Origin of the sequence: Luteolibacter flavescens (assembly GCF_025950085.1) — a bacterium.
Lineage (GTDB): Bacteria > Verrucomicrobiota > Verrucomicrobiia > Verrucomicrobiales > Akkermansiaceae > Haloferula > Haloferula flavescens.
On sequence record NZ_JAPDDS010000003.1, the window covers coordinates 127,729 to 151,024 of the forward strand.

Genomic DNA, 23,296 nt, shown 5'->3' on the forward strand with positions numbered 1-23,296 from the left:
CCGACCATGAGAGATTCATGAGAAAATCCGCCATTGCCCGGAGGCCCCGCCACCTGCTTTCATGACGATTGCATGCGCCTGTTAGTCATCGAGGATCACCCCGCCCTGCGCGAGGGACTTTGCCAGTTCCTCCGCGAGGCAGGCTACCTCGTGGACAGCGAGGCGAAGGGCGAGGAGGGCCTGTGGGCCGCCGAGGGCAGCGAGTATGACCTGGTGATCCTGGACCTGATGCTGCCCGGCGTGGACGGCATGACCATCCTCCGGCGGCTGCGTGCGCAGGCGAATCCCATCCACATCCTCGTCATCAGCGCTCGCGATGGCTTGGAGGATCGCCTGGAAGCGCTCGACGCCGGTGCCGACGACTATCTGGTAAAGCCCTTCGCACTTGCCGAGGCATTGGCGAGGACGCGTGCGCTGCTGCGCCGGAGCTTTGGCAGGAAATCCCCGCTGATCACGATCGGCGATCTGGAGATCGACCCCGCACGACGTGCCGTGAAGCGGGCAGATCGCGCGGTGGAACTAACCGCGCTTGAGTATCGCCTCCTGGAATACCTCGCCTATCGGCATGGGGAAGTCGTCGCGCGCGCGGACATCTGGGAGCATGTCTTCGAGGACGGCAGCGGCGGCAGCAGCAATGCGGTGGACGTCTATGTCGGCTACCTGAGGAAGAAGCTCAATGCAGGTGATCTGCCGGACCTCATCCAGACGCGACGAGGCCAAGGTTACGTGATCGAATCGCCCCCACCATGACTTCCCCGTCCATCCGGCGAGCGCTTCTGATCCGCTGCGGCCTCGGTATCGGCGTGCTCTCCGCCGTCCTCGCCGCCGGGGTCTATCTGCTGGTGAGGGAAAGCCTCTACAGCGAACTCGACGACTCGATCCGCGAGACCGCATCCATCCTCGCGAACCAGGTCGAACTTGAAGACGAGGCGATCACCTACGAATGGCAGGAGGGGCTGGGCACCAACCAGTCCTTGATCGAGGGTGCGCTTTTCCAATTCTGGGACGAAACGAACGGAACCACCACCCGCTCGCCGGCGCTGCGTCGCAGGGACCTGCCCAGGTTCAGCGGGGTGGACGGAGCACCGCTGCTGCGCGGCATCCAATTGTCCGACGGCCACCACGCCCGGGCGATCGGGCTGAGGATCTATCCCTTCGTTCTGGATGATGAGAAGCAGGCGATGGCCGAGCGAGGGAATATCATCGATCCGCAAACGCTTCCACAGATCCTGGTCGTGGCCCGCGATGCGGAATCCGTCCACCGGTCGCTGGGCAGGCTCCGCTGGATCCTCGGCGCGGGATGCCTGCTGACCCTAGGGCTGGGCTTCGTGCTGATCGAGCGGGCGATCCGCTCGTCGCTGCTGCCGATCCACCAGCTTGCCTCTCAGGTGCAGGAACGGGCCGAGCATCAGCTCGATGAAGCGCTCGAACTGCCAGAGGCACTACCCTCGGAACTCACCGGGCTGGCCACTCATTTCAATCTCCTGCTGGAACGCGTGGCCGCCATCCGACGACGCGAGCGGGACTTCATCCGTCACGCCGCGCACGAGCTTCGCACGCCCATCGCCGGGCTGCGGGCCACCACGGATCTGGCACTCTCCCAGCCACGCGACGCAGCCGCCTACGCCGCCCATCTGGTGACATGCCAGACCACTGCTGCCGAACTCAGCGAACTCGTGAAGCGCCTCTCGGCACTCGCCCGCATCGGCCAACCGGCCGCGCCTGCATCCCGTGAAACCGTGGACCTGGCCAAGCTGCTGCGTGAACGTGCCGCAACATTCATCGAAAGAATCCGCGAGCGGAAACTGGAACTGAAAGACGACATCAACAATGCGCCCCTGCTCGCCACGGCAGATCCCGCACTGGTGAAGATCATCTTCAACAACCTCCTCGACAACGCGGTCTCCTACGCGAGCGGCGGCGTGATCCTGCTATCGGCGAATCTCACCACACGCGGGGTAGAGGTCTCCATGACCAATCCCTCGTGCGACTTGAAGGACGAGCCCGAGCGCTTGTTCGAGCCGCTTTTCCGCGAGGAATCATCAAGACACGACGCTGCCTCCCACCTCGGCATCGGGCTCACGCTCAGCCGGGATGCCGCGCATGCCATGGGCGGCATGCTGGTCGCCGACGCAGGGAGCGACTGGATCCGCTTCACCCTCGTGCTCCCGCGCGCGATGGAGTGAAAGGGAATCTCGCGGCTCTCACCGGATTCTCATGATGGGACTGCTACCACCACGGGCAGATGCCCGCGTTTGCCCGTAGATTGTTCTCACCGCCCGTGCTGCTGGCGGTGTTGCTCGCCTGCCGTTTTGTCCTGCTGATCGTCGCCCCTCACACCGATCCCTCCGAGGCGCGCTATGCGGAGATCGCCCGCAAGATGGTGGAGACCGGCGACTGGATCACACCACAGTTCGACTACGGCGTGCCCTTCTGGGCCAAGCCGCCGCTTTCCACGTGGATGTCGGCGCTGGGCATCGAGCTTTTCGGCGTGAATGAATTCGGCTCGCGGATCTTCATCTTCATCGGGGCGCTCGGAGTGCTGGCGCTGGTGGCGGATGCAGCGCGGCGGGAGTTTGGCAAGGGAGCGGGCTGGACCGCGGCCGCAGTCCTCACCGGCATGCCGCTCTTCTTCTACTGCTCCGCAGCGGTCATGACGGACCTCGCGCTGCTGATGGGAACGACGCTGACGATGGTCTGCTTCCGCAGTGCGACGCGCGGCGGACCAAGGTGGCGCGGCTATGGCGTCTTCGTGGGGCTGGCCATCGGGCTATTGGCGAAAGGGCCGCTGGTGTTGGTGATCGCGCTGCCACCTATCGTGGGGTGGATCGTTCTAACAGGTCGATGGCGGGCAACGCGGGAAGCCCTGCCATGGGTCACCGGCACGATCCTGATGCTCGCGCTGGCCCTGCCGTGGTATGTCGCCGCGGAGCAAAAGACCCCGGGATTCCTGAACTACTTCCTGATCGGCGAACACTGGATGCGCTTCACGGTGCGCGGCTGGCAGGGGGATCTCTATGGAAATGCCCATCCGGTGATGCCAGGCACCATCTGGATATTCCTGCTTCTCGGAGCCTTCCCGTGGTGCCTCGGGCTGCTCCGTGCCAGGCCCGCCGGCTGGCGCGCATCCCGCCGGTGGGCGATGGCCCACAATGGCCGCGGCCTCTACTGGCTGCTGTGGATGATCTGGCCGGTCGCCTTCTTCACGCCCGCGCGGAACATCATCGCAACCTATCCGCTGCCCGCCTTGCCCGCGCTGGCGATCCTGCTGGCCGGAATGCATGCGCAGAGGAGAAACGCGGTAGCGAAAGAGGAGGACACCCCGCCATTCGCCCCGGTCTCGGCAAGCATCACCCTCGCCATCGTGGGAACGGTGATGGTGATGTCGATCTTCTTCCCGGAGTTCTCGCCGAAGCGATCCGAGCGGACGCTAATCCGCCGCTTTGAAAAGGAACGCGAGCCCGGCGACCGGCTGATCTACTACGGACCTCGTAAATACTCCGCGGAATTCTACACCGAGGGCGGGATCGACCACACCACCTCGGCCGAGAACATCGCGAAGCACCTCGATACCCCCGGGCGTACCTTCGTCGCCCTGCCGTCCTACTGGATGCCGCTCGTGCCACCACGGGTCCGGCGACGGCTCGTGCCCGTGGCCTCATGGGGCCCCGGACCATCCCTCTACGTCGAACGCACCGACCTGCCGGACATGGCCGGCATCGATCCATCCCGAACCTCGCCCATCGGCAACTGACGTCACTGACATGAAGACCATCGCTTTCCCGGTCCCCGCCGCACCCGCCACCGGCACCGTGCGACCCTCCATCACCTGCATCGTCCCCGCCTTCAACGAAGCCGAGGGCATCGCGGGATTCCTCAACGGCCTCTGCGATCACCTCGCGGGCCTCACCTCGCGCTACGATGTCATCGTGGTGGACGACGGCAGCCGGGATGGCACCGGGCTGGAAGTCATCGCGGCATCCGGTGGCCTGCCGATCCGCCTGCTTTCCCTGTCGCGGAACTTTGGAAAGGAAGCCGCCATCAGCGCCGGGCTGGAGGAGGCATCCGGCGAGGTGGTGGTGATCATCGATGCGGACTTCCAGCAACCCTTCCACGTCATCGACGAATTCATCCGCCAGTGGCAGCAAGGCTACGACATGGTCTATGGCCTGCGGACGAATCGCGATACCGACCCGCCGGTGCGGCGCTTTCTCAGCCGCAGCTTCTACCGGTTGCTCAGCCGCTGGTCGTCCGTGGACATCCCCGCGGACGCGGGCGACTTCCGGCTGCTGGACCGCCGCGTGGTCACGGCGCTGAAGGAAATGCCGGAGCGCAGCCGCTTCATGAAGGGCCTCTACCACTGGGTCGGCTTCCGCTCGAAGGCCGTGCCCTTCACCTACGGCGAGAGACACGCGGGCACGTCAAAGTTCAACTTCTCCCGTCTCTTCGACCTGGCCATGACCGGGCTCACATCCTTCTCCGCCTTCCCGCTGCGGCTGTGGGTGGCGATGGGCGCGCTGATCTCAGGGTGCTCGCTGCTTTACGCCGGATTCATCATCACCCGCACGCTGCTGCGTGGCACGGATGTCCCGGGCTGGGCGACGCTGGCCGTGGCGGTCTCATTCCTCGGCGGCGTGCAACTCCTGTCGATCGGCATCCTCGGCGAGTATGTCGCGCGCATCTTCACCGAGGTGAAGGGCCGGCCGAACTACGTCGTGGCGGAGCGCCATGGATTCGGCAGCGACACCGGACACGGATCATGAGCCTGCCGGGTCAGTTGGTCCGCTTCGGCTGCGTGGGAGTGGCCGCCTCGGCGGTGCATCTCGTGGTGGTGTCCGCACTCGTTCCCGCCGGGATACTCCCGCTGGTGGCAAATGTCGCGGGATTCGCTGCGGCATTCCACGTGAGCTACTACGGTCATCGTGGATGGACCTTCCGCAGGCGCGGCGGATCGCGGGAGTATGGGCGAATGCTCGGCGTCTCTCTGGCCGGCTTTGCCATGAATGAAGTGCTCTACGCCGGCCTGCTGGCATTCACGCCGCTCGACTACCGGGTGGCGCTCGCCATCGTCCTGCTGGCGGTCGCCTGCGGGACCTTCCTCGCGGCGCGCGGCTGGGTCTTCACGCGACCGGTGGAAAGCCGCTAGCCGCTGCATTCCCGCTTTATCACTTGGCTAATCCCGGGGAGAGGCGATGGATTGCCCACGCCTCCATCACGCCCCGGTCACTTGAGCACAAATCCGAATCCCTACGAAACCGAGCGTTTGCTCGGGGAATACCTGCTTTTCCACTACGGCAGCGCGGAGGATATCCTCCCCGCATCGGCTCCGGACGGAATGCGGGAGGCGCTGGACTTCGCCGTGCGGACGACGCGCCATTTCTCCCCCGGTAGCGTGGAAAGCACGCTGGACCTGGGCTGCGCGGTGGGCCGCTCGACCTATGAGCTGTCCCGTAGTTCAGCCCTAACGGTGGGAATCGATTTCTCGCAGAATTTCATCCGTGCAGCCGCGGCGATGATCGATGCCCCCCTATCCTACCAAAGGCTCGACGAGGGGCATCAGCGGACCCAGCTCATCGCCAAACTGCCGGACGGACTGCCAGCAAACGAGGTGAGCTTTGAGACCGGCGACGCGATGGACCTGCGGGCGGATCTCGGAAGCTTCGACCGGGTGCATGCGGCCAACCTGCTCTGCCGTCTGACCGAGCCGGACCGTCTTCTGGAACGCCTGCCCGCGCTGGTGCGCCCGGGGGGCGAATTGGTCATCGCGACGCCGTGCACCTGGCTCGGCGAATACACTCCGCCGGAAAATTGGCCGCAGGGCAGCACGCTGGATTGGCTGCGGGAAAGGCTCGGCGGTGCCTTCGAGCTGATCTCGGTGGCTGACGAGCCATTCCTGATCCGCGAGACCGCGAGGAAGTTCCAGTGGACGGCCTCGATGGTAACGGCGTGGAAGCGGCTATCGGCGTAGCAGCGGGTGCCCGCCCTTTGCCTCCGTGACGTGCGGCGGGCGCAGGTAGGCCGGCTGCACGGGCTGGGCGGCCAGTCTCGCGCGATCTTCCGCGGGAAGAGCGAGCCACGCCTTCGCGAGTTGCGCGGCGGTCGGTTGCTCGGTGGTCACCTGCGAGGCCAGATCCTCGGGCAGGCCGACCTTTGCCACGGACTCCAGGGAATACACTGGCAGCCCGGCACCCAGCACCCCGCGAATCTCATTGGCCAAGGTGTCCACGTCGCAGAGCACCGGCTCCTGGCCGTAGCCCGCCCGCCATGCGCTGCCGCGCCGGGCATCCCCGACGGCCAGCGCCCCCGCCCGCGCGGATGGCACCGCGAGCAGCGAACTGAGCCCGATGGCCGGGCAGCCGTGGACCAAGGCCACACCCTGGCCCGCGGCGATCCCCACACGGGTGCCGCTGTAGCTGCCGGGGCCGGTGCCGATGACGATCTCGGCGAGGGCTTCACCCTGATTCAAACAGGCAAGCGCCCGCTCCAAGGGATCGAAGAGCAGGGCATTGTGGCTACGGTCCCCGGTGAAAGTCTCCTGAAACACGATATCCGCGCCCCTCAGCAGGGCAAGCGAAGCTCTGGCGGTGCTGCTTTCGATGAACAGTCGGGCGGTCTCCGGCACGGCCCGAGCATCCGGAAATCCACCAGTTCCGCAACCCGCAAACCTTCCGGAATCATTGATACTTCAGGCCATTCTGCCTCAGCGTGGATTCTCCCCTTGCCAGCCCCCCAACCAAACCGCTTTCTTCCGTACAAATTCCGCACCCGTAACCCCTGATTTTCCATGACCGACTACGCCAAAGGCCTCGAAGGAGTCATCGCCAATGAATCCGCTCTCAGCAACGTGGAGGGCGCCGAAGGCCGCCTGAGCTACCTCGGTTACAGCATCGAAGATCTGGTCGAAAACTGCTCCTACGAAGAAGTCGTTTACCTGCTTCATCGCGGTGCGCTTCCGACCCGCGCCCAGCTCGCGGAAGTGGAGGCCAGCCTGCGCGCCGAGCGCAGCCTGCCGGACGGCCTGATCGACTTCCTGAAGGCCGCGCCCAAGGACGCGAACCCGATGGATGTGACCCGCACGGCGGTCTCCATGCTCGGCCTGTATGACAAGCGCGCGACCATCGGCACGCCGGACCTTGAGAAGGACGCGGCCATCGCGCTTTCGATTTGTGCGAAGATTCCGATCATCGTCGCCGCCTTCCACCGCTTCCGCCAGGGCCTTGAGCTGCCGGCCATCCGCACCGACCTCAGCGAAGCCGGACACTTCCTCTACCTCATCACCGGTGAGACGCCGACGGACGTCGCCACCCGCACGCTGGACGTCGCGCTGACCCTTCATGCCGACCACGGCATGAATGCGTCCACCTTCTCCGCCCGCGTCACCGTCGCCACGCTGTCGGACATGTACTCCGCCATCACCTCGGCCATCGGCACGCTGAAGGGCCCGCTCCACGGCGGTGCGAATGAAGGCGTGATCCACATGCTCCAGGGCATCGGCGAGCTCTCGAAGGTGGACGACTGGGTGGAAGACAAGCTCACCCGCAAGGAGAAGATCATGGGCATCGGCCACCGCGTCTACAAGGTGCTCGACCCCCGTGCACCGCACCTCCGCAAGCTGGCCGTGCAGCTCACCGAGGAACTCGGCGAGCCGAAGTGGATCCAGATGTCCGAGCGCATTGCCGAGATCATGCGCGAGCGCAAGGGTCTCAATGCGAACGTCGATTTCTACTCGGCCACCGTTTACTACTCGCTGGGCATCCCGACGGATCTCTTCACCCCCATCTTCGCCATCGCCCGTGCCTCCGGCTGGACCGCGCAGGTGCTGGAACAGCTCCGCGACAACCGCCTCTATCGCCCGCTGACCCTCTACACCGGCGAGCAGGGCCCGCTGGCGATCACGCCGATCGACGAGCGCTGAAATAGTGGCTGCGGCATCTTGCCGCAGAACTCACCTTCTAACAAAACGGCGGGCTTTCCAGTCCGCCGTTTTTCGTTTCCTTCCTGCATTCCCCACGGACACTTCGTGCCGGACTACTACTCCTTCAACTTGATCGTCAGTTCGCCGGAGGAAACCTTCATCTCCTCGATCCCGGCGACCTTGCCGCCTTTCGCACCGAGGATTTCGCCGAGGATGTCCTTGCCCTTGAGCTGACCGAGCCAGTCATTTGGCAGGGAGACGCCCCAGAGGGTGAAGTCGTCGAGGACGAGGCTGGGGATGCCTTCGGTGGTCTTCACGATGAAGCGGGCGCGGGCCTTGAGTTTCTTGCCCCCGACCACCGGCATGTCGGGATCGAGGTCGGCCTCGTAGCGCGCGTGGACGGCGTCGGTGGCGAGCTCCAGCTTCAGCTTCTCGCCGAGCGTGGTGTGCTCGTTGAGCAGCCCATTCAGCTCGCGCTCGGTGAGCACGATCTCCTTCTTACCTTTCTCGTAGGTCGGCTCGGCGGGTCCTTCCACCTGCTGGATCGCCTCCACCTTTTGCTGCACCACCGCCTTCTCCTCGGCGCTGAGCTGCACCGGCTTGATCGGGCGATTCGTCCACCAGACCAGACCGATGCCCACGAGCAAGACGGCGATGATGCCGATCAGCACGGGGACGAGACAGGACTTCTTGCGGGGGATGGGAGGCGGCGACGACTCGGACATGGCAACCGGGAATCTAGCGGCAGATCGCTTTCCCGGAAGGATAAATCCGCTCACGGATTGGAGTCACCCGCAGCACCACCGGCCACCCGGCGGATGCCGTCGAGGGCCGCCTGGCTGACCGCCAGCTTGAAGTCCTTGCGATTCCGCGGATGGATCTGGCGGACACACAGCGTCTCGCGGCCCTTCGCGGCCCAAGCGAGGAAAACGGTGCCGACCGGCTTCTCCGGGGTGCCGCCATCCGGCCCTGCGATTCCCGTGACGGCGACCGCGATGTCCGCACCGCTCACCCGCAGGGCACCCTCGGCCATCGCCTTCGCGACAGGCTCGCTCACCGCACCGTGGACATCCAGAAGCTCCTGCGGAACCCCCAGCACATCGCGCTTCGCCTCATTCGCATAGGTGACGAAGCCATGGGTGAAAACAGCGCTGCTGCCGGGGACGTCCGTGAGCCGGTTCGCCACCAGACCGCCGGTGCAGCTCTCCGCCGTGGCCAGCTTCAGACGGCGCTCGATGGCCTGCCGCACGACCGTGGCCTCCAGCGACGAGCCGTCTTCGGAAAAGATGTTTCTCGCGAACTTCGCCATCGCGATCGCGCGGCCCGCGGCAATCGCCGGAGGCTCCCCGATCAAGCGCAAGTCCACCTCGCCGACGCGCGCGCAGTAGCCGACCTCCAGCCCGGGGATGACGGCCAGCTCTGCATCGATCTCCTGCTGCAGGTCGCTCTCCCCCACCCCCGCGATCTTCATTTCGAGAAGCCCGGGCGGCATCGAGAGACCTGCCAGGCCGATCAAGCGCGGCGCGACCTCGGTGCGGAACATCGGATAGAGCTCCCGGGGCGGCCCGGGCAAAAGGAAGACCGCACAATTCGCCGCGCCATTCAGCCGGGGTGGGATGTAGAGCCCCGGGGCGGTGCCATTGGGATTTGGCAGCACATCCGCGCCCACGGGCACCTGTGCCTGCTTGCGGTTCGAGTCCGCCATCACCTTGTTCCGCGCGGCGAAAAAGGCCTCCAGCGAACGGATCGCCGCCTCGTCCTCGATGAGCTCGATGCCCAGCACCTCGGACGTCGCCTCGCGCGTCAGGTCATCGCTCGTGGGGCCGAGGCCACCGGTGACGATGACCGCGTCGGCGCGGGAAACGCATTCGCGGAGAGCGTCGGTGATAGCATCGCCATCCGGCACCGTGGTCAGGCGCTGGATGCGCATGCCCAGCTTGAAAAGCTCCTCGCCGAACCACTTGCCGTGGGTGTTCAGGACTTTCCCCAGGAGCAACTCCGTACCGGTCGTCAGGATCTCGATGCGCACGCACCGAGACAGAAAACGGGATCTGCCCGGAGGCAAGGCCGAAGGTGGCATTCACCCCGGCCGGGAGTCACTTCACTTCCAGTCGATCTCCTTGGCGTCCGCCCAGAGGTCTTCCAGTCCGTAGTATTCGCGCAGTTCCTCGTGCATCACGTGGACCATCACGTCGATGTAATCCAAGACGACCCACTTGGTGTCCGCGTTGCCCTCGGCATTTGCCGGTTTCGCGCCATGGATCTCCTCCACGGTGCCGCGGACGTCACGGAGGACGGCGCGCAAGTGGGGCATCGAGGTGCCGGAACAGACGACCATGTAGTCGGTCAGATTCGACAGACCGCGGAGGTCCCACACGCGGATCTTGTCCGCTTGGATATCGTCCGCGGCTTTCGCGCACGCCTTTGCCAATTCTAGTCCTTCGACAGCCATATCGTCCCGCTCGGGGCGCGGACCCTAACGCGTCCGGGCGGCTTGGCCAATCAATTTCAAGGTGTTTCCGGGGTTGCCTCCCCGGGCGGCTTCCGGCTTGCTGGCCACGTGAAACTCGTTTCCTGGAACGTCAACGGTATCCGCGCCACCCTCGGAAAGGGCCTGCCCGAATTCGTCGCCACCGAGCGCCCGGAGATCCTCTGCCTCCAGGAGACCAAGGCCCGCGAGACACAGGTGGCGCTGCCGCTGGAGTTCGGCGGCTACCACGCCTACTGGAATTCCGCGGAAAAGCCCGGCTACTCCGGCGTGGCGGTCTTCACCCGCGAGCAGCCGATTTCCGTGAAGCACGGCATGGGCATCGAGGACCACGACCGCGAGGGCCGGGTGCTCACGCTGGAGTATCCCGACTTCCACCTGGTGAATGTTTACACGCCGAATTCACAGGATGAGCTGCGCCGCCTGCCCTACCGCATGCTCTGGGACGAGGCCTTCCGCCTCTACCTGCTGGCGCTGGAGACCTCCGGGAAGCCGGTGATTTTCTGCGGCGACCTGAATGTCGCGCACAACGAGATCGACCTCGCGCGGCCCAGGGAAAACCGGAAGAGCGCCGGCTTCAGCGACGAGGAGCGGGCGGGCTTCACGAAGCTGCTCGGCAGCGGATTCCACGACACTTTCCGCCATTTCTACCCGGACAAGGCGGGAGCCTACTCGTGGTGGAGCTTCCGCGGCGGTGCCCGCGCGAACAACGTGGGGTGGCGCATCGACTACTTCGGCGTGACCCAGGGCATCCTCGGCAGCGTGAAGGACGCCGCCATCATGCCGCACGTCACCGGCTCGGATCACTGCCCGGTGACGCTGACCCTTGGGTGAGCGACGACCGGAATCCAAGGCACCGCAATGGTTCCGGACGTCACGAAATCGCAGGTTTGCAATTGATCCGGATTTGTGAAGGATTCGCGCGATCATGTCGCGGTTCTCCTTACGCCTGCCCGCACTTCCGGTCCTCCTGGCACTCGGCCAGACCGCAGGAGCAGCGACGACTCCCGCCTTCCAGGCGATCTGGCGACTCGGCGAGAACAATGGGAACCCGAATGAATTCGGCAGTCCGACTTGGAACTCGAATGCGGCCCCCGGCTCGCCGACCGCGCGCGATGACGACTACTACCGCCCCGGCACCTACCCCGGATTCGGCGAGGTGGCGGGCGAGCCGCTGACAAATCTCCAGCGCGGGGTGGTGTCGAATGACCCGCGCACCCGCATCCACTTCCCGCTCACCGCGGCCCAGGCATCGTCATCGTCGCGGCTGAAGCTGACGGTGGACCTGCTGTGGGGCGGCTCCTCGGCGGTTGGATTTGGCACGCATGACATCGCTATCACGATGAATGGCCGCCCGGTCGGCAGCTACCCGGCGATCACGTGGAACCGCACCCTGGAAGTGACTTTTCCTGCCTCATCGGTGAATGCCGTCGCGGGAGCGAATGTCATCCAGATCGAGCGCACCGGCGGTATCACGGGCGGGACCATCAGCTTTGACTACTTGCAGCTCGATCACGATCTGACCGGGATGGCGGATGCGGACAGTGACGGGCTGCCGCTCTGGTATGAGGAGGCCTTTGGCCTCAGCGACAGCGACCCGACCGACGCCGCGGCCGATCCCGATGGCGACGGACGGACCACGCTCCAAGAATTCATCGCCGGAACGAATCCCACCAACGCGGACACCGACAACGACGGGATCTCCGACTCCGCCGAGATCGCGCTCGGCACGAATCCCCTGCTCCGCGACACCGATGGCGACGGGATTCCCGACGGCGACGAAACGACCACGAGTCCGCTGCTCGCCGACACCGATGGCGATGGCTACCCGGACAACATCGAGATCGAGCAGGGCACCAATCCAAACTCGGTGGCGTCCAAGCCCTTCGATTTCCCCGGGGCGATCGGCCTGCAATTCATCGCCGAGTCCCATCAAGCCGCCGTGCTGCCATCCGGCGATCCCGCGGGCTACTTCCGCTTTCCCCACTGGAATGCCTCGCCGCCGCTGAGCCAGTGGCAATCGGACGGCATCGTTTTGACGGGAAGCCAGACCGGATTGAAGAACCACCGCGGTCAGGCAACGGCGGTCGCGGCGAACTGGAGCTACCACTTCGCCAATCCGGGGCTTCACAAGGGCGTCAGCGACGAGCGGCTTTTCTCCGGAATGCTGCGCACCCAGCGGACCGGCACGATCAACTCGAACAACGTCGCCACCACGGTGATCAACACGCCCGCATCCGTGACGCTGACCGGCATCCCGTATGCGACCTACGACCTGCTCGTGTACGCGGGATACATCTATCCCGGCTCGCGCGCGGTGGTCTCGCGCCAGGGTGATGCGGCGAGCAGCCGCTACCTGATCTCGGCATCGGAGCCACCTTTTCGCGGATTCAAGGAAGTCACCTCGACCACCACGCCCCAGTCCGGGAACTACGTCCGCTACCGGAATCTCGGAGGAGCGAACCAGACCATCACGCTGACCTCGCTGCCCCCCCTCCCGCCCGCCCCGGGCAACGGTGGCGCCGTGGTGACGAACAACTATGGATCCTACGCCGGCATCCACGGCATCCAGATCATCGACACCGGGACGGACACCGATGGCGACGGAATCAAGGACGCCATCGAGGTGGAGCACCGGCTGAACCCCGCCGTGCCCGATGCCACCGCGGATGCGGACGGAGACGGACTCTCGAATGCGGCGGAACTCGCCACCGGCACCGACCTGCATCACCCGGACAGCGACCGCGACGGCATCCCTGACGGAGCCGATGCCGCCCCTCTCAATCCCGACCGCGATGGCGACGGCTTGCTCGATGGCGACGAGGTGAACGGCTCACCCTTCCCTTCCCTGCCCGACGATGCGGACAGCGACAACGACGGCTACGATGATGCCGACGAACGGGCCGCGGGATCGGACCCGATGTCGGCCAGCAGCGTGCCAGCGCCTGCGCCGACTTGGAATGCCGACACCCGCACCTGGACGTGGCGCATCGACAATCTCCGGGTGATCTGGAATCACCCGCAGTCGATGCTCGGCGCGCTGGATGGCAGCGACACCATGCTCTGCGAAGCGGTGGCCCAGGTGCATCAGGGCAGTTCCAACAAGTCCGTCGGCATCGGCCTGCGCTATCGGGATGGCCGCGTGACGTATCGCTTCCGCTGCATCGAGGGCCTCTTCCGAGTAGCGGAGATCCCGGACAATCCATCGAAGGCAGACGCGGGCTTCTGGGGCAGTGATTGGGCCAATCCACCTGCCGACCGTTCGCGGGACTTCGGCTTCAGCGGCGTCGGCACGATGGACGACACGAAGCCGCTGCGCATGCAATTCACCGCCACCCGGCCGGATCCGGCAGTGAATGCCTGGACGCTGAATTTCCTGATCGCGGATCTCACAAATCCAGCCAGCCCCGTGCCGATCGCCACCCAGACGTGGTCCGGCGCGCAGGCCATGGAGCCGACCATTCTCAGCGGCACCACGGTGTGGTCGAATTCGGCAGGGAAGACCGCGAGGGTCAATATCGTGTCGGAAACGGGCGTGAAAACCTACATCAGCCCGACGCCGCTCGGCATCGCCGATACCGACAACGACGGGATGCCGGACGCATGGGAAGCAACCCATTCCTTCAACATCAACAGCGCCGCCGATGCCGCGCAGGACGCGGACAACGACGGCCTGAGCAACCTCAAGGAATATCTCGTCGGCACGAATCCGCACAACGCCGACAGCGATGGCGACGGCGCATCAGACTCGGTGGAACTGCTGCACGGCACCGATCCTCTCTCCGCGGCGAGCAAGCCCGCTTGGTTCAATTTCACCGGCAACATCGCCGACCTCGATGGCGACGGGCTCTCCGATGCATGGGTGCTCTGGTCCGGCGGCGGCACGCGCCATCCACATGCCGATGACGACGGCGACGGCATGACCAATCTGGAGGAGAGCGAAGCGGGCACCGACCCCGACGATCCATCGTCGAAGCTCGACATGAGATCGTGGCGCGATGGCGATGACCTCGTGCTGTCGTGGACCGACTTGCCATTGAAGGCCTACGACATTGAGAGCAGCCCGACATTGGCCGGATGGCAGAGCGCTACCGGCTTGCCCGCGTCCGCCATCGTGGGAGGGCGGCGTCAGTTGACCATCCCGGCAGCTTCCTTGCCTGCGGATAGGAATTACTACCGCGCATCCATCACACCGAAGGATTCCGATGGCGACGGTGTGGAAGACTGGGTGGAGGCGATGGTGCTGGGATCATCGAGCAGCTCCACCAACTCGCTCTCGCAGCCACTCGTCCGCGCGAATGGCCAGACGCTTTCCGGGGATGCACTCGCACTTCTCGACAAAATTCAGGGAGCCTCGCCGACAGGCAGGATGCCGGGGTCGAGCGCTCCCGCCACGCCGTCGCCCGTCAATGCCTCGCGCTTTCTGATGCAATCCACCTTCGGCCCCACGCCGGACGACATCACGAAGGTCCGGCTACTCGGCTACGCGGGCTGGATCGAGGAACAGCTCGCGCTGCCCGCCACCTACCACACGCCCTACATCCGCGAGGTGAAGCGTGACGCCGCCGGCGCGCACATCGACCACACCTACAACTACAACGAACTCGACAAGTTCCTCTTCGGCAACAACGCCACCACACCCTTCGCCCGCGCGGCGATCGCGGGCGAGGACCAGCTCAGGCAGCGCGTCGCCTTCGCCCTCTCGCAGATCCTCGTGGTCTCGCGCCGCGATGCGAATCTGGAGGAGAAGCCCGAGGCCATCACCAATTACTACGACACGCTGCTCCGCCACGCGCTGGGCGACTACGGCGATCTCCTGTTAGAGATCGCGATGCACCCGGCGATGGGTGCCTACCTGAGCCACGCGGGCAACCAGAAGGCCGACCCTAGCATCCCTCGCTACCCGGATGAGAATTTCGCGCGCGAGCTGATGCAGCTCTTCACCATCGGCCTGTGGGAGCTCAATGCCGATGGCAGCCGCAAGCTCGACTCCCAGGGCGAGCCGATCCCGACCTACGACAACGGCCACATCACGGAATTCGCCCGCGTCTTCACCGGCCTCTACTACGACTCGCCCTACGGATGGGGTGGCGGCGGCTGGGCGGACGACCATTTCACAAAGCCGATGGTGATGCATGCGGACCGCCATGACTTCGACTCGAAGAAGCTGCTCCACGGCTTCGTGGTGCCGCCTCGCGAGGTGACCGAGGGCAATGGCCTGCAAGACGTGCGCGATGCCGTGGACTCGCTCTTCCGCCATCCGAACACCCCGCCCTTCGTCTCGCGGCAGCTCATCCAGTTCCTCGTCACTGACAATCCCACCCCCGCCTACATCCGGCGCGTGCAGGACGTCTTCGTGAACGACGGCAGCGGCAAGCGCGGCAATCTCGGCGCCGTGGTGAAGGCCATCCTGCTCGATCCCGAGGCACGCGAGCAGCCGCTCTCGCCCGGCTTTGGCAAGGTGCGCGAACCGGTCGTGAAGACGATGCACCTCGGCAGGCTCTTCAAGCTGGCCGACACCCATCCCGACTTCGTCTGGTGGAACTGGACGGACACCTACTACGGCTACAGTAAACAGGAGCCGATGAACTCGCCGAGCGTGTTCAATTTCTACACGCCCGTCTATCAGGCACCGGGCGAGATCCGGAATGCGGGCCTCTTGAGCCCGGGCTTCCAGATCGTGGACACCTACTCGTCCATCTCCTACCCGAACCTGATGTGGGAGTATCTCCGCCGCGGCTTCCGCTCCTCCTACGAATGGTGGTATCCGCTCGACTACTCGGCCACCCTGCTGCTGGCCGAGAATCCTGCCGCGCTGGTGGATCACGTGAATCTCCTCGTCTGCTCCGGCAGCATGACGGCACGCACGCGCGCCGCGCTGCTCACCGCGATTTCCCAGCCGAATATCGCGCCGAAGGAACGAGTCGCCCTCGCGGTGTGGACCGCCATGACCTGCCCGGAAGGATCGATCCAACGCTGACATCCGCCATGAACCGCCGCAAATTTCTCGGAGAAGCCAGTTGTGCCGCGATCGGCTCGACTTCGGTGCTCTCGACGCTGCTGAACCTGACGATGGCAAACCATGCCGCCGCGCAGGGCGGCTTTGGCACACAGCGGAAGACGCTCGTCTGCGTCTTCATGTCGGGCGGATGCGACACCTTCAACCTGCTCATTCCGCGCGGTGCGGGCTACGGCGAGTATGCCGCAGCACGCTCGAACCTCGCGATCCCCGAGGCCCAGCTTCGCACGCTGAACGGGACGAACTTCGGCCTTCATCCATCCTGCACGCGGCTGGCGGAAATGTTTAACGGCACCGGCACCGGCGTGATGGCGGGAAAGAAGCGTGTGAGCATGCTGGCAAATGTCGGCTCGCTGATCGAGCCCATCCCGAACAAGGCAGCCTATCTGAATGGCAGCGTCTCCATCCCGAAGGCGCTCTTTTCCCACCGTGACCAGATCGAGCAGTGGCAGACCTCCGTGCCGCAGGGCATGCAGGTGCTGTCCGGCTGGGGAGGCCGCGCCGCGGACGTGATCCACTCGACCTACAATACCGAGCAGACCGGCGGCTTCTACATGCCGATGAACTACTCGGTGGCGGGCAACTCCGCCTTCCAGATCGGCCAGAGCGAGGGGCAATTCGTCATCACCGGCGGCGGTGCGCTGGCCTTCAGTGGATCGACCGGCGACTCAGCCGTGCTCAAGGCGAAGAAGCAGATCATCGAGCAAACGGTCTCCGGCCCGCTAGAGGAGCACTACTCAAATCTCTTTCACCGCACGCACGGCCGCATCACCGCGAACTCGATGGCGCGCGGCCAGGAGTTCCAGCAGAACTTCTCGAGCCCCGGCACCTTGAATGGGCAGAACGTGAACACGGTGGTGGCAAACGCACCCTTCCCGAACCATTGGATTTCCTCGCAATTCCGCGCCGCGGTGAAGACCATCGCCATCCGCCAGCAGCTCAAGCTGATGCGGCAGACGATGTTCATCGACTTCGGCGGCTGGGACCATCATGCGGAGCTTCTGCAAAACCACGGCAGCATGCTCGCGGTGCTCGATGGCGCGCTCTACGCCTTCCAGTACTGCCTGGAGACGCTGGGCCTGGCGAATGACGTGATCACCTTCACCGCCTCGGACTTTGGCCGCACGCTGCGCTCGAATGGCCAGGGCACCGACCACGCGTGGTCGAGCAACCAGATCGTGATGGGCGGCCCGGTGGCGGGCGGACAGGTCCGCGGCAGCTTCCCCTCGCTCGTCATCGAGGGTGCGGACGATATCGGGCGCGGCGGGCGCATCTTCCCGAAGCTCTCGGCAGACGAATATTTCTGCGAGCTGCTCCGCTGGTTCGGCGTCACCGCGGGCGACATGGACATGGTGCTGCCGAACATCGGCAACTTCTACGATCCACGTAGTAGTTCAAATCCCGTCGGCTTCCTCGCGTGAGACCGGGCCGGATGCCACTCCTGCTCGCCGCAGGCATCGTCATTGCTGTGATCGCGTGGATGTTCTTTGTCAGAAAAGAGCCACTCGCCTCTCAGCCTGAGACAGCGCAGACGACGACTCAGCCCAAGCCACCGGAAGCTTCGCAGGAACCCACCGCAGCCGAAAAGATCCTTGAAGGATACGCCGACCCGGCCACGCCACCCATCGATGACCTGCGAAAGATCCATCGCGTCACGAGCGGCTACTTCTCCGTGGTAAAGGATGCCAGCCGCTTCCCCATCGGCGGCAATGCCGACCTCGCCGCCGCCCTGCGCGGGGAAAACCCGAACCGCGAGGTCTTCGTGCGCGATGGCAACCCCATCTTCTCGGGCGACGGCTTGATCATCGACCGCTGGGGCTCGCCGGTGATCGTTCATCCGGAAGGCTGGAAGCAAATCGAATTACGATCCGCCGGCCCGGACAAGACCGCCTACACCGCGGACGATCTCGTGCTCGCAGCGTCGGGAGCAGCTTCAAACTGAGCTTGGCAATCGTGCGCCAAGATTACGCAAGGGGCCGTTAGCACGATGACACGCGGCCATTCACGCTCCGCGCCGCATGAAGAAACGCACGTTTGCCCCCTTGGTGGCGCTCACCCTGTCCGCGATGACGGGCAGTGCCCTCGCCACCACCATCGGTCTCCCTGGTGGCACCTTCGCCACCACCTGGGATACCTTCCCGTATGTCCCGGGTCCCCCTGCTGCACCGAATTTCACGGCGGACACGCCAGACAGCTCGACCGGCCAAATCACCGCTACGCTCGGCGAAGCAATGAACGGCGGCATGATCACCGGCAGCGGTGACCGCATCTACGCCATGGGCACCCCGTTCGACCTCACGGTCAGCGGCACGGCCAACACGACGATCCCTCTCATCGGCATCGTGCTCAAGTTCACCCCGCCGTCCACCGGCGTCGCGGATGCGGCCAACTACTTCAACGTGCTGCTGGACGGTGTGGCCGCTGACGTGAAGGTCCTCAAGGGTACGTCCCTGGAAGGCACGAATGATTTCCAGATCTATCACTGGTATTGGACCGACGCCAATCTGGTGAACGGCAACTCTTTCCAGTTCAAGATCACCGGCGGAGCCGAGCACGTTTCGCTCGACGCCATCCAGGTGGTCCCGGAGCCGGGCTCCGCAGTCCTCGGTGCCCTCGGTGCCGCGCTGCTGGTGATCCGCCGCCGTCGCAAGTAAGCTGAAAGGCTTGCGAGCATCTCATCCAGCCGCACTCGCGACTCCGGTCGCAAGTGCGGCTTTTTTGCGCCCACACAGCGGATACGAAAAGGCCGCAGCGCCGGGATGTTGCCCGGGCTGCGGCCAGTGAGAATCAGGGATCGATCCGCCTTACGGCTTCGACAAGCGGAAGAAGCCGCGGCCGGATGAATTCCGGGGTGTGGTCACCTGCCACGTTCCTGCGCTCTGGGTGGCACCGGTCACCGCGGTCCATGGGCCCGCTAGTGTCTCCGAGGTCTGAAGCACCCAGCCGGTGCTACCTGCCACTGGCCAATGGAGAACCATTGAGGACGCTCCGGAGGTGGCAATAGTCAGCACCGGCGGAACAGCAGGAGCCACCGCCCGGGTGATGGCGAGCTGTGGGGCGTAGCCGTTAACAATCGTCGAAGCGAAGCTCACATTGAAGGACTTCGTCTCGCTCTCAGATTGAAGCGCAAAGCCGTAATTCGGATGCGCTCCGGAAGCCCACGAAACCACCAGAGGCGTGACATCGATCTCCCGCCAGAAGCCCTCGGACCCGGCAGGCACCGCCAGCAAGCCATAGGACTCGCCCGCTTTGAAATCGTTCCAGCGCAAGCTGGGATTCTGCAAGGTCCACGTCCACGCAGCCGTCTGGCGGAACACCTCGGCATTCCCCGGCACGAAGTCACCGTAAGCTGGATTCGGCGGAATGACGAAAAGCCGGAGCTTCGCCGAGCCGATCTCCGCGGCAGGAATCGAGAGCCCGGTGAGGTTGAACTCGATCAACGTGCGCTGTGAGTGGGGAGATCCCGGACCGCTCGAATTGATGCCCAAGGTGGCAGTCGTCGACGTCGGCTTGTCGGAGTAGGAGTAGATGTCACTGGCCTTCGTCGAGTTCAGCGTCACGGTTTCAGCGGTGGCCGCGAGAGTGCAGGCCAGCATCAAAAAAGCGGTTCTCATCACGTTTTGTTAGAAGGTCTTGGTGACGGATAGGCTGAAGTTCCTGCCCGGAGCCGTGGATCGGTCGGTGGTGGCACTGCCACCGAGGTGGCCATTGCCGCGCCTGACCGAGCCCCAGGACCAATATTTCTCATCGAGGATGTTGTTGAATCCGGCGTGGATCGCCACGGTCTCGGACGGCTCCCACCACGCGGCAAGGTCCAGCGTGAACCACGACGGAGGACGGAAAAATGTCCCTTGGTTCGTGGTGTCGTCCACGCGTGTCACCGCGGCGCTGTAGATGCCGGAGAGGCGGGCTCCGAAGCGTCCTTCCGGATCTTCATAGCCGAAGAAGCCTGCGGTCTTCCATGGCTCGACGGAGTTCAGCGGGACATCGTCGGTCAAGTTGTTGCCGATCGACTTGCCGGTGCTCATCCCGATCTGCCAACCGCGGAGGCGATCATGGAAATGACCGGCTTCCAGCATACCACCGAGTTCGAAGCCGTAGATCTCGGCCTCACCGCGATTCATCGTGGTAACGATGTCGCGTCCCTCGTCGTCCAGCTCACCAGTCGGGACACCGTTCTCGATGAAGTCGCGATACCGGGTGTAGAAGACCGAAGCTTGGAAGCGTCCCGCGTCCCCTTCGGATTTGAAGCCGAGCTCGAAGGCATCGCTCTGCTCCTCCTGCAGTGAGGTATTCGGAACGGTCAGCGAGCCGGCGGGATTACCACCCGAGGGAGGGTGGTCGAAGATCATGGAGAGCTCTTCCGCGGATGGGTTCCGCACACCGTGCGCATAGGTGCCGTACCACTGCATCGTCTCGGTAGGCTTCCACGCGAGATTCAGACGGGGCGAAACGGAGAAATTGTCGTAATCGGTCGGCGGCTCCTGGCCAAAGCGGCCGAGCGAGGCGAGACGATCGAGATAGGCTTGGTCGGGATCCGGGGTGATCTCCTGCCAATCCATTCTGAGCCCCGGAGTGATGAACCACTTCTCGTCCACCTTGATCTCATCCTGCAGGAAGAATCCCGTGCGGGTGGTATCCGTCGGGGCGAAGGACGTGCGGTTCACATCCTGCGGCGCTCCGGAGTCGAGGCGCGTGAAACGATTGGCTCCGGACTCAATGGAGAAATCCAGTCCCGCCATTCCCGCGTGAATCACGCGACCGCTGCCGAATTCCTTCCGGGCGACGGACGAGAATCCCAGGATGTCGGTATCAAAGCTGATGCGTTGCTGCCGGGTCCGATCCGTTCCCGGGATAGGCATCCCGCCGATCACCAGCGGGCTTGAAGCCGAGTCATTCTCGCTGACGGTGCCGGCATGCTGCCAATAGGCATGCGAATCGAGCTGATCGACCCATGCGGATTCGGACTGCGGAGTCCACTGCCACTTCAAGCTCGCACGCTGGCGATCGAGAAGCTGGTTGTTCAAAACGTATCGGTCGAAGACCGGGAAGTCGGAGGTGGCCGCGCTGCGGACATCGGTGAATGCCTCGCGTTCGAAAAGCTCAAGGGCAAGACGGAAGGTGTGATCGCCCTGCACGTGCTCGGCCTTCAGCAAGGCGGAGTTCGAAGTGAAGTCCGCGGGATTCGGCGGCTCCACGCCGTTGTTCGCAGTCTCTTCACCGTGGCGACCTGCATAAAGCAGCATTACGGAAGTATTGCCCGCTTTCACCGCACCGCCCACCTGGCCGGCGATGCTTTCGTTCGCGGAGAAATACTGGAGGCGCACCAGGCCACCGGCATTGCGGCCGGTGAGCATGGTCTCCGGATCGGGTGTGCTGAAGGCGACGACGCCGCCGAGGGCATCGCTGCCGTAGAGGGCGCTGGCACCGCCCTTCAACACTTCCACCAGATCAAACATTGCCGGATCGAAGTAATCCCGGCCAATGCCACCCGCGCCGTCCCCGCTGCCCATGTCGAATGACGTGGACACGTACTGGGGCGGCTGGCGGATGCCATCGAGCTCGATCGCGATGCGGTTACCTTCCGCACCACGGATATTGATACTGCCATAGCCGGATTGGCCGTAGCCAAAGGCACCGTCGCCACTCGAAAAGTCGAAGGGCAAGGACACCGTCGGGTCATACTTCGCGAAGCCGGAGAGATCCTGGCTGCCGGTGCGCAGCAGGTCCTCGGAATCGGCTCGCAGGGTCGTGCCCGATGCATCGATCCATCGTTGTTCGGTGCGGGTGCCGACGACGATCAGCTCACCGAGGTCATGGACCACGGAGCCGTCGTCTCCGGCGGCGGATACCTCCTCAGGATCCGCCGCCGGGGCCGATTGCAGCGCCATACCGATGGCGAACGTTACCTGGAAAACAATGGATCGGGACACGATGACGATGGCAAGGGGCGTGCGCTTATTGCGCGACGACGAAGGGCTTCAGGGTCTCGCGGATCTTGTCCACGGTCGGGCTCTTGCCTTCTTCGGCTTCGTCCACCATCTCGGAGACGAGGTCCTGGAGACGACCTTCGTCCGCCTTGGTCAGCACCTTGATGCTGCCCTGTGCCGGGGAAAGCTCGTCCCACACGTTGCGGACGTCCTTCCAGAAGGACTCGGTCTTGGTCCAGTAATCATTCGACTTGGCGAAGTCGTGGTCCTTCACGCGGATGTAGGGATTGAAGCCGACCTCGCGGACGAGCGGGTAGGAGGCGTCCTCGCGCTTCACCCACTTGGTGTTGTCCTGCTCGTGGAACCAGCCTTCCGGCGTGATGGTGTGGCGGTTCATCACCAGCAGCAGGTCGTAGTCACCGCGCTTTTCCTCGCGGCGTGGCTTCGGGCGGTTGGCGGCGGCGGTCCACTCGCTGGTGCCACCTGCATTGTGGACCCATGCGGCGAAGCCCTCATAGCGCGGGGAGTCGTCCACCTGGGTGACGCGCTGGCTCCACTTGCCCTTCGCTTCATCGGCGGTGAGCTTCTTGGTGGTCCACACGCGACCGCCTTGGAATTCGAGGATCTCGGTGTCCTCGTAGGTCCAGATCTGCGCCCAGTGCTTCACGACCATCGGGCCGACCTGAAGGATGTGCTGGAGCACGATGCGCTTGCCGCTATCCTCGACGACCTTGACGGTCTCGAAGGCGTCTTCGGTATAGGCCTTCTCCTCGGCCTTGTAGCCTTCGTGCATGGAGAAGGTTTCCTGGAAGTGGAAGCCGACCTTGAAGTCGCCAGCCATCGAGAGGATGGCCTTGCGGTCTTTTTCAAACGTCGCGTCGGCGGCGAAGGCGGAGCCGCTGATCAGCAGCACCGCAAGCAGGGATGACAATGATTTCATGAGT

19 protein-coding genes are annotated in these 23,296 nt (G+C 64.4%); 12 read left to right on the top strand and 7 right to left on the bottom strand.

Features of this window, described 5'->3' with window-relative positions:
* Positions 1 to 72: 72 nt before the first annotated feature.
* The 6 genes from OKA04_RS06320 (at position 73) to OKA04_RS06345 (ending at position 5,968) form a co-directional block, all read left to right on the top strand.
* Positions 73 to 750, top strand: coding sequence for a response regulator transcription factor (locus tag OKA04_RS06320; RefSeq protein WP_264500297.1), 678 nt, complete (start codon positions 73 to 75; stop codon positions 748 to 750).
* Positions 747 to 2,186 carry an ATP-binding protein gene (locus OKA04_RS06325; RefSeq protein WP_264500298.1) on the top strand — a complete coding sequence of 480 codons (1,440 nt, stop codon included), beginning with the start codon at positions 747 to 749 and terminating at the stop codon, positions 2,184 to 2,186. The genes OKA04_RS06320 and OKA04_RS06325 overlap by 4 nt, the downstream gene beginning before the upstream one ends.
* Before the next feature lie 59 nt (positions 2,187 to 2,245).
* On the top strand, positions 2,246 to 3,754 hold the full coding sequence (locus OKA04_RS06330; protein ID WP_264500299.1) for an ArnT family glycosyltransferase: 1,509 nt from the start codon (positions 2,246 to 2,248) through the stop codon (positions 3,752 to 3,754).
* A gap of 10 nt (positions 3,755 to 3,764) precedes the next feature.
* Complete coding sequence (locus OKA04_RS06335) at positions 3,765 to 4,763, top strand: glycosyltransferase family 2 protein (protein WP_264500300.1); 999 nt, start codon at positions 3,765 to 3,767, stop codon at positions 4,761 to 4,763.
* On the top strand, positions 4,760 to 5,146 hold the full coding sequence (locus OKA04_RS06340) for a GtrA family protein (RefSeq protein WP_264500301.1): 387 nt from the start codon (positions 4,760 to 4,762) through the stop codon (positions 5,144 to 5,146). The genes OKA04_RS06335 and OKA04_RS06340 overlap by 4 nt, the downstream gene beginning before the upstream one ends.
* 81 nt (positions 5,147 to 5,227) lie before the next feature.
* On the top strand, positions 5,228 to 5,968 hold the full coding sequence (locus tag OKA04_RS06345; RefSeq protein WP_264500302.1) for a methyltransferase domain-containing protein: 741 nt from the start codon (positions 5,228 to 5,230) through the stop codon (positions 5,966 to 5,968).
* Here OKA04_RS06345 and tsaB read toward each other — a convergent pair.
* The gene (tsaB, locus tag OKA04_RS06350) at positions 5,957 to 6,622 is read right to left on the bottom strand and encodes a tRNA (adenosine(37)-N6)-threonylcarbamoyltransferase complex dimerization subunit type 1 TsaB (RefSeq protein ID WP_264500303.1); all 666 of its coding nucleotides are present in this window, start codon (positions 6,620 to 6,622) and stop codon (positions 5,957 to 5,959) included. The two genes, OKA04_RS06345 and tsaB, sit on opposite strands and share 12 nt — an antisense overlap.
* A gap of 162 nt (positions 6,623 to 6,784) precedes the next feature.
* On the opposite strand from tsaB, the gene OKA04_RS06355 reads away from it, so the two are divergent.
* Complete coding sequence (locus OKA04_RS06355) at positions 6,785 to 7,915, top strand: citrate/2-methylcitrate synthase (RefSeq protein WP_264500304.1); 1,131 nt, start codon at positions 6,785 to 6,787, stop codon at positions 7,913 to 7,915.
* 116 nt (positions 7,916 to 8,031) lie between these two features.
* Here the strand turns inward: OKA04_RS06355 and OKA04_RS06360 are convergent, their stop codons facing one another.
* The 3 genes from OKA04_RS06360 to rsfS form a co-directional block, all read right to left on the bottom strand.
* Positions 8,032 to 8,640, bottom strand: a complete 609-nt coding sequence (locus OKA04_RS06360) for a hypothetical protein (protein ID WP_264500305.1) — start codon at positions 8,638 to 8,640, stop codon at positions 8,032 to 8,034.
* A 50-nt stretch (positions 8,641 to 8,690) separates the two neighbouring features.
* A complete protein-coding gene (locus tag OKA04_RS06365) occupies positions 8,691 to 9,944 on the bottom strand; it encodes a competence/damage-inducible protein A (RefSeq protein WP_264500306.1) in 1,254 nt (417 codons plus the stop codon).
* 72 nt (positions 9,945 to 10,016) lie between these two features.
* Positions 10,017 to 10,367 (bottom strand): ribosome silencing factor, encoded by a 351-nt coding sequence (rsfS, locus tag OKA04_RS06370; RefSeq protein ID WP_264500307.1) that lies wholly within the window; start codon positions 10,365 to 10,367, stop codon positions 10,017 to 10,019.
* 108 nt (positions 10,368 to 10,475) lie between these two features.
* Between rsfS and OKA04_RS06375 the strand changes: the two genes are divergently transcribed.
* The 5 genes from OKA04_RS06375 to OKA04_RS06395 all read left to right on the top strand — a co-directional run bounded on the left by OKA04_RS06375 (position 10,476) and on the right by OKA04_RS06395 (position 19,076).
* Positions 10,476 to 11,237: an exodeoxyribonuclease III gene (locus OKA04_RS06375; RefSeq protein ID WP_264500308.1), complete on the top strand. Its 762-nt coding sequence runs from the start codon at positions 10,476 to 10,478 to the stop codon at positions 11,235 to 11,237.
* A gap of 94 nt (positions 11,238 to 11,331) precedes the next feature.
* Positions 11,332 to 16,383: a DUF1800 domain-containing protein gene (locus OKA04_RS06380; RefSeq protein WP_264500309.1), complete on the top strand. Its 5,052-nt coding sequence runs from the start codon at positions 11,332 to 11,334 to the stop codon at positions 16,381 to 16,383.
* 8 nt (positions 16,384 to 16,391) lie between these two features.
* Complete coding sequence (locus tag OKA04_RS06385) at positions 16,392 to 17,843, top strand: DUF1501 domain-containing protein (protein WP_264500310.1); 1,452 nt, start codon at positions 16,392 to 16,394, stop codon at positions 17,841 to 17,843.
* An 11-nt stretch (positions 17,844 to 17,854) separates the two neighbouring features.
* Complete coding sequence (locus OKA04_RS06390; RefSeq protein WP_264500311.1) at positions 17,855 to 18,364, top strand: hypothetical protein; 510 nt, start codon at positions 17,855 to 17,857, stop codon at positions 18,362 to 18,364.
* Between the two features lie 76 nt (positions 18,365 to 18,440).
* On the top strand, positions 18,441 to 19,076 hold the full coding sequence (locus OKA04_RS06395; protein WP_264500312.1) for a PEP-CTERM sorting domain-containing protein: 636 nt from the start codon (positions 18,441 to 18,443) through the stop codon (positions 19,074 to 19,076).
* Positions 19,077 to 19,226: 150 nt separating this feature from the next.
* Here OKA04_RS06395 and OKA04_RS06400 read toward each other — a convergent pair whose 3' ends face one another.
* From OKA04_RS06400 to OKA04_RS06410, 3 genes are read right to left on the bottom strand one after another with little or no spacing between them, the layout of a single operon-like run.
* Positions 19,227 to 20,018 carry a DNRLRE domain-containing protein gene (locus OKA04_RS06400; RefSeq protein ID WP_264500313.1) on the bottom strand — a complete coding sequence of 264 codons (792 nt, stop codon included), beginning with the start codon at positions 20,016 to 20,018 and terminating at the stop codon, positions 19,227 to 19,229.
* 27 nt (positions 20,019 to 20,045) lie between these two features.
* Positions 20,046 to 22,355, bottom strand: a complete 2,310-nt coding sequence (locus OKA04_RS06405) for a TonB-dependent hemoglobin/transferrin/lactoferrin family receptor (RefSeq protein WP_264500314.1) — start codon at positions 22,353 to 22,355, stop codon at positions 20,046 to 20,048.
* A gap of 25 nt (positions 22,356 to 22,380) precedes the next feature.
* Entirely contained in the window at positions 22,381 to 23,292 is a 912-nt protein-coding gene (locus tag OKA04_RS06410; RefSeq protein WP_264500315.1) for a DUF6607 family protein, read from the bottom strand.
* Between the last annotated feature and the right edge of the window lie 4 nt (positions 23,293 to 23,296).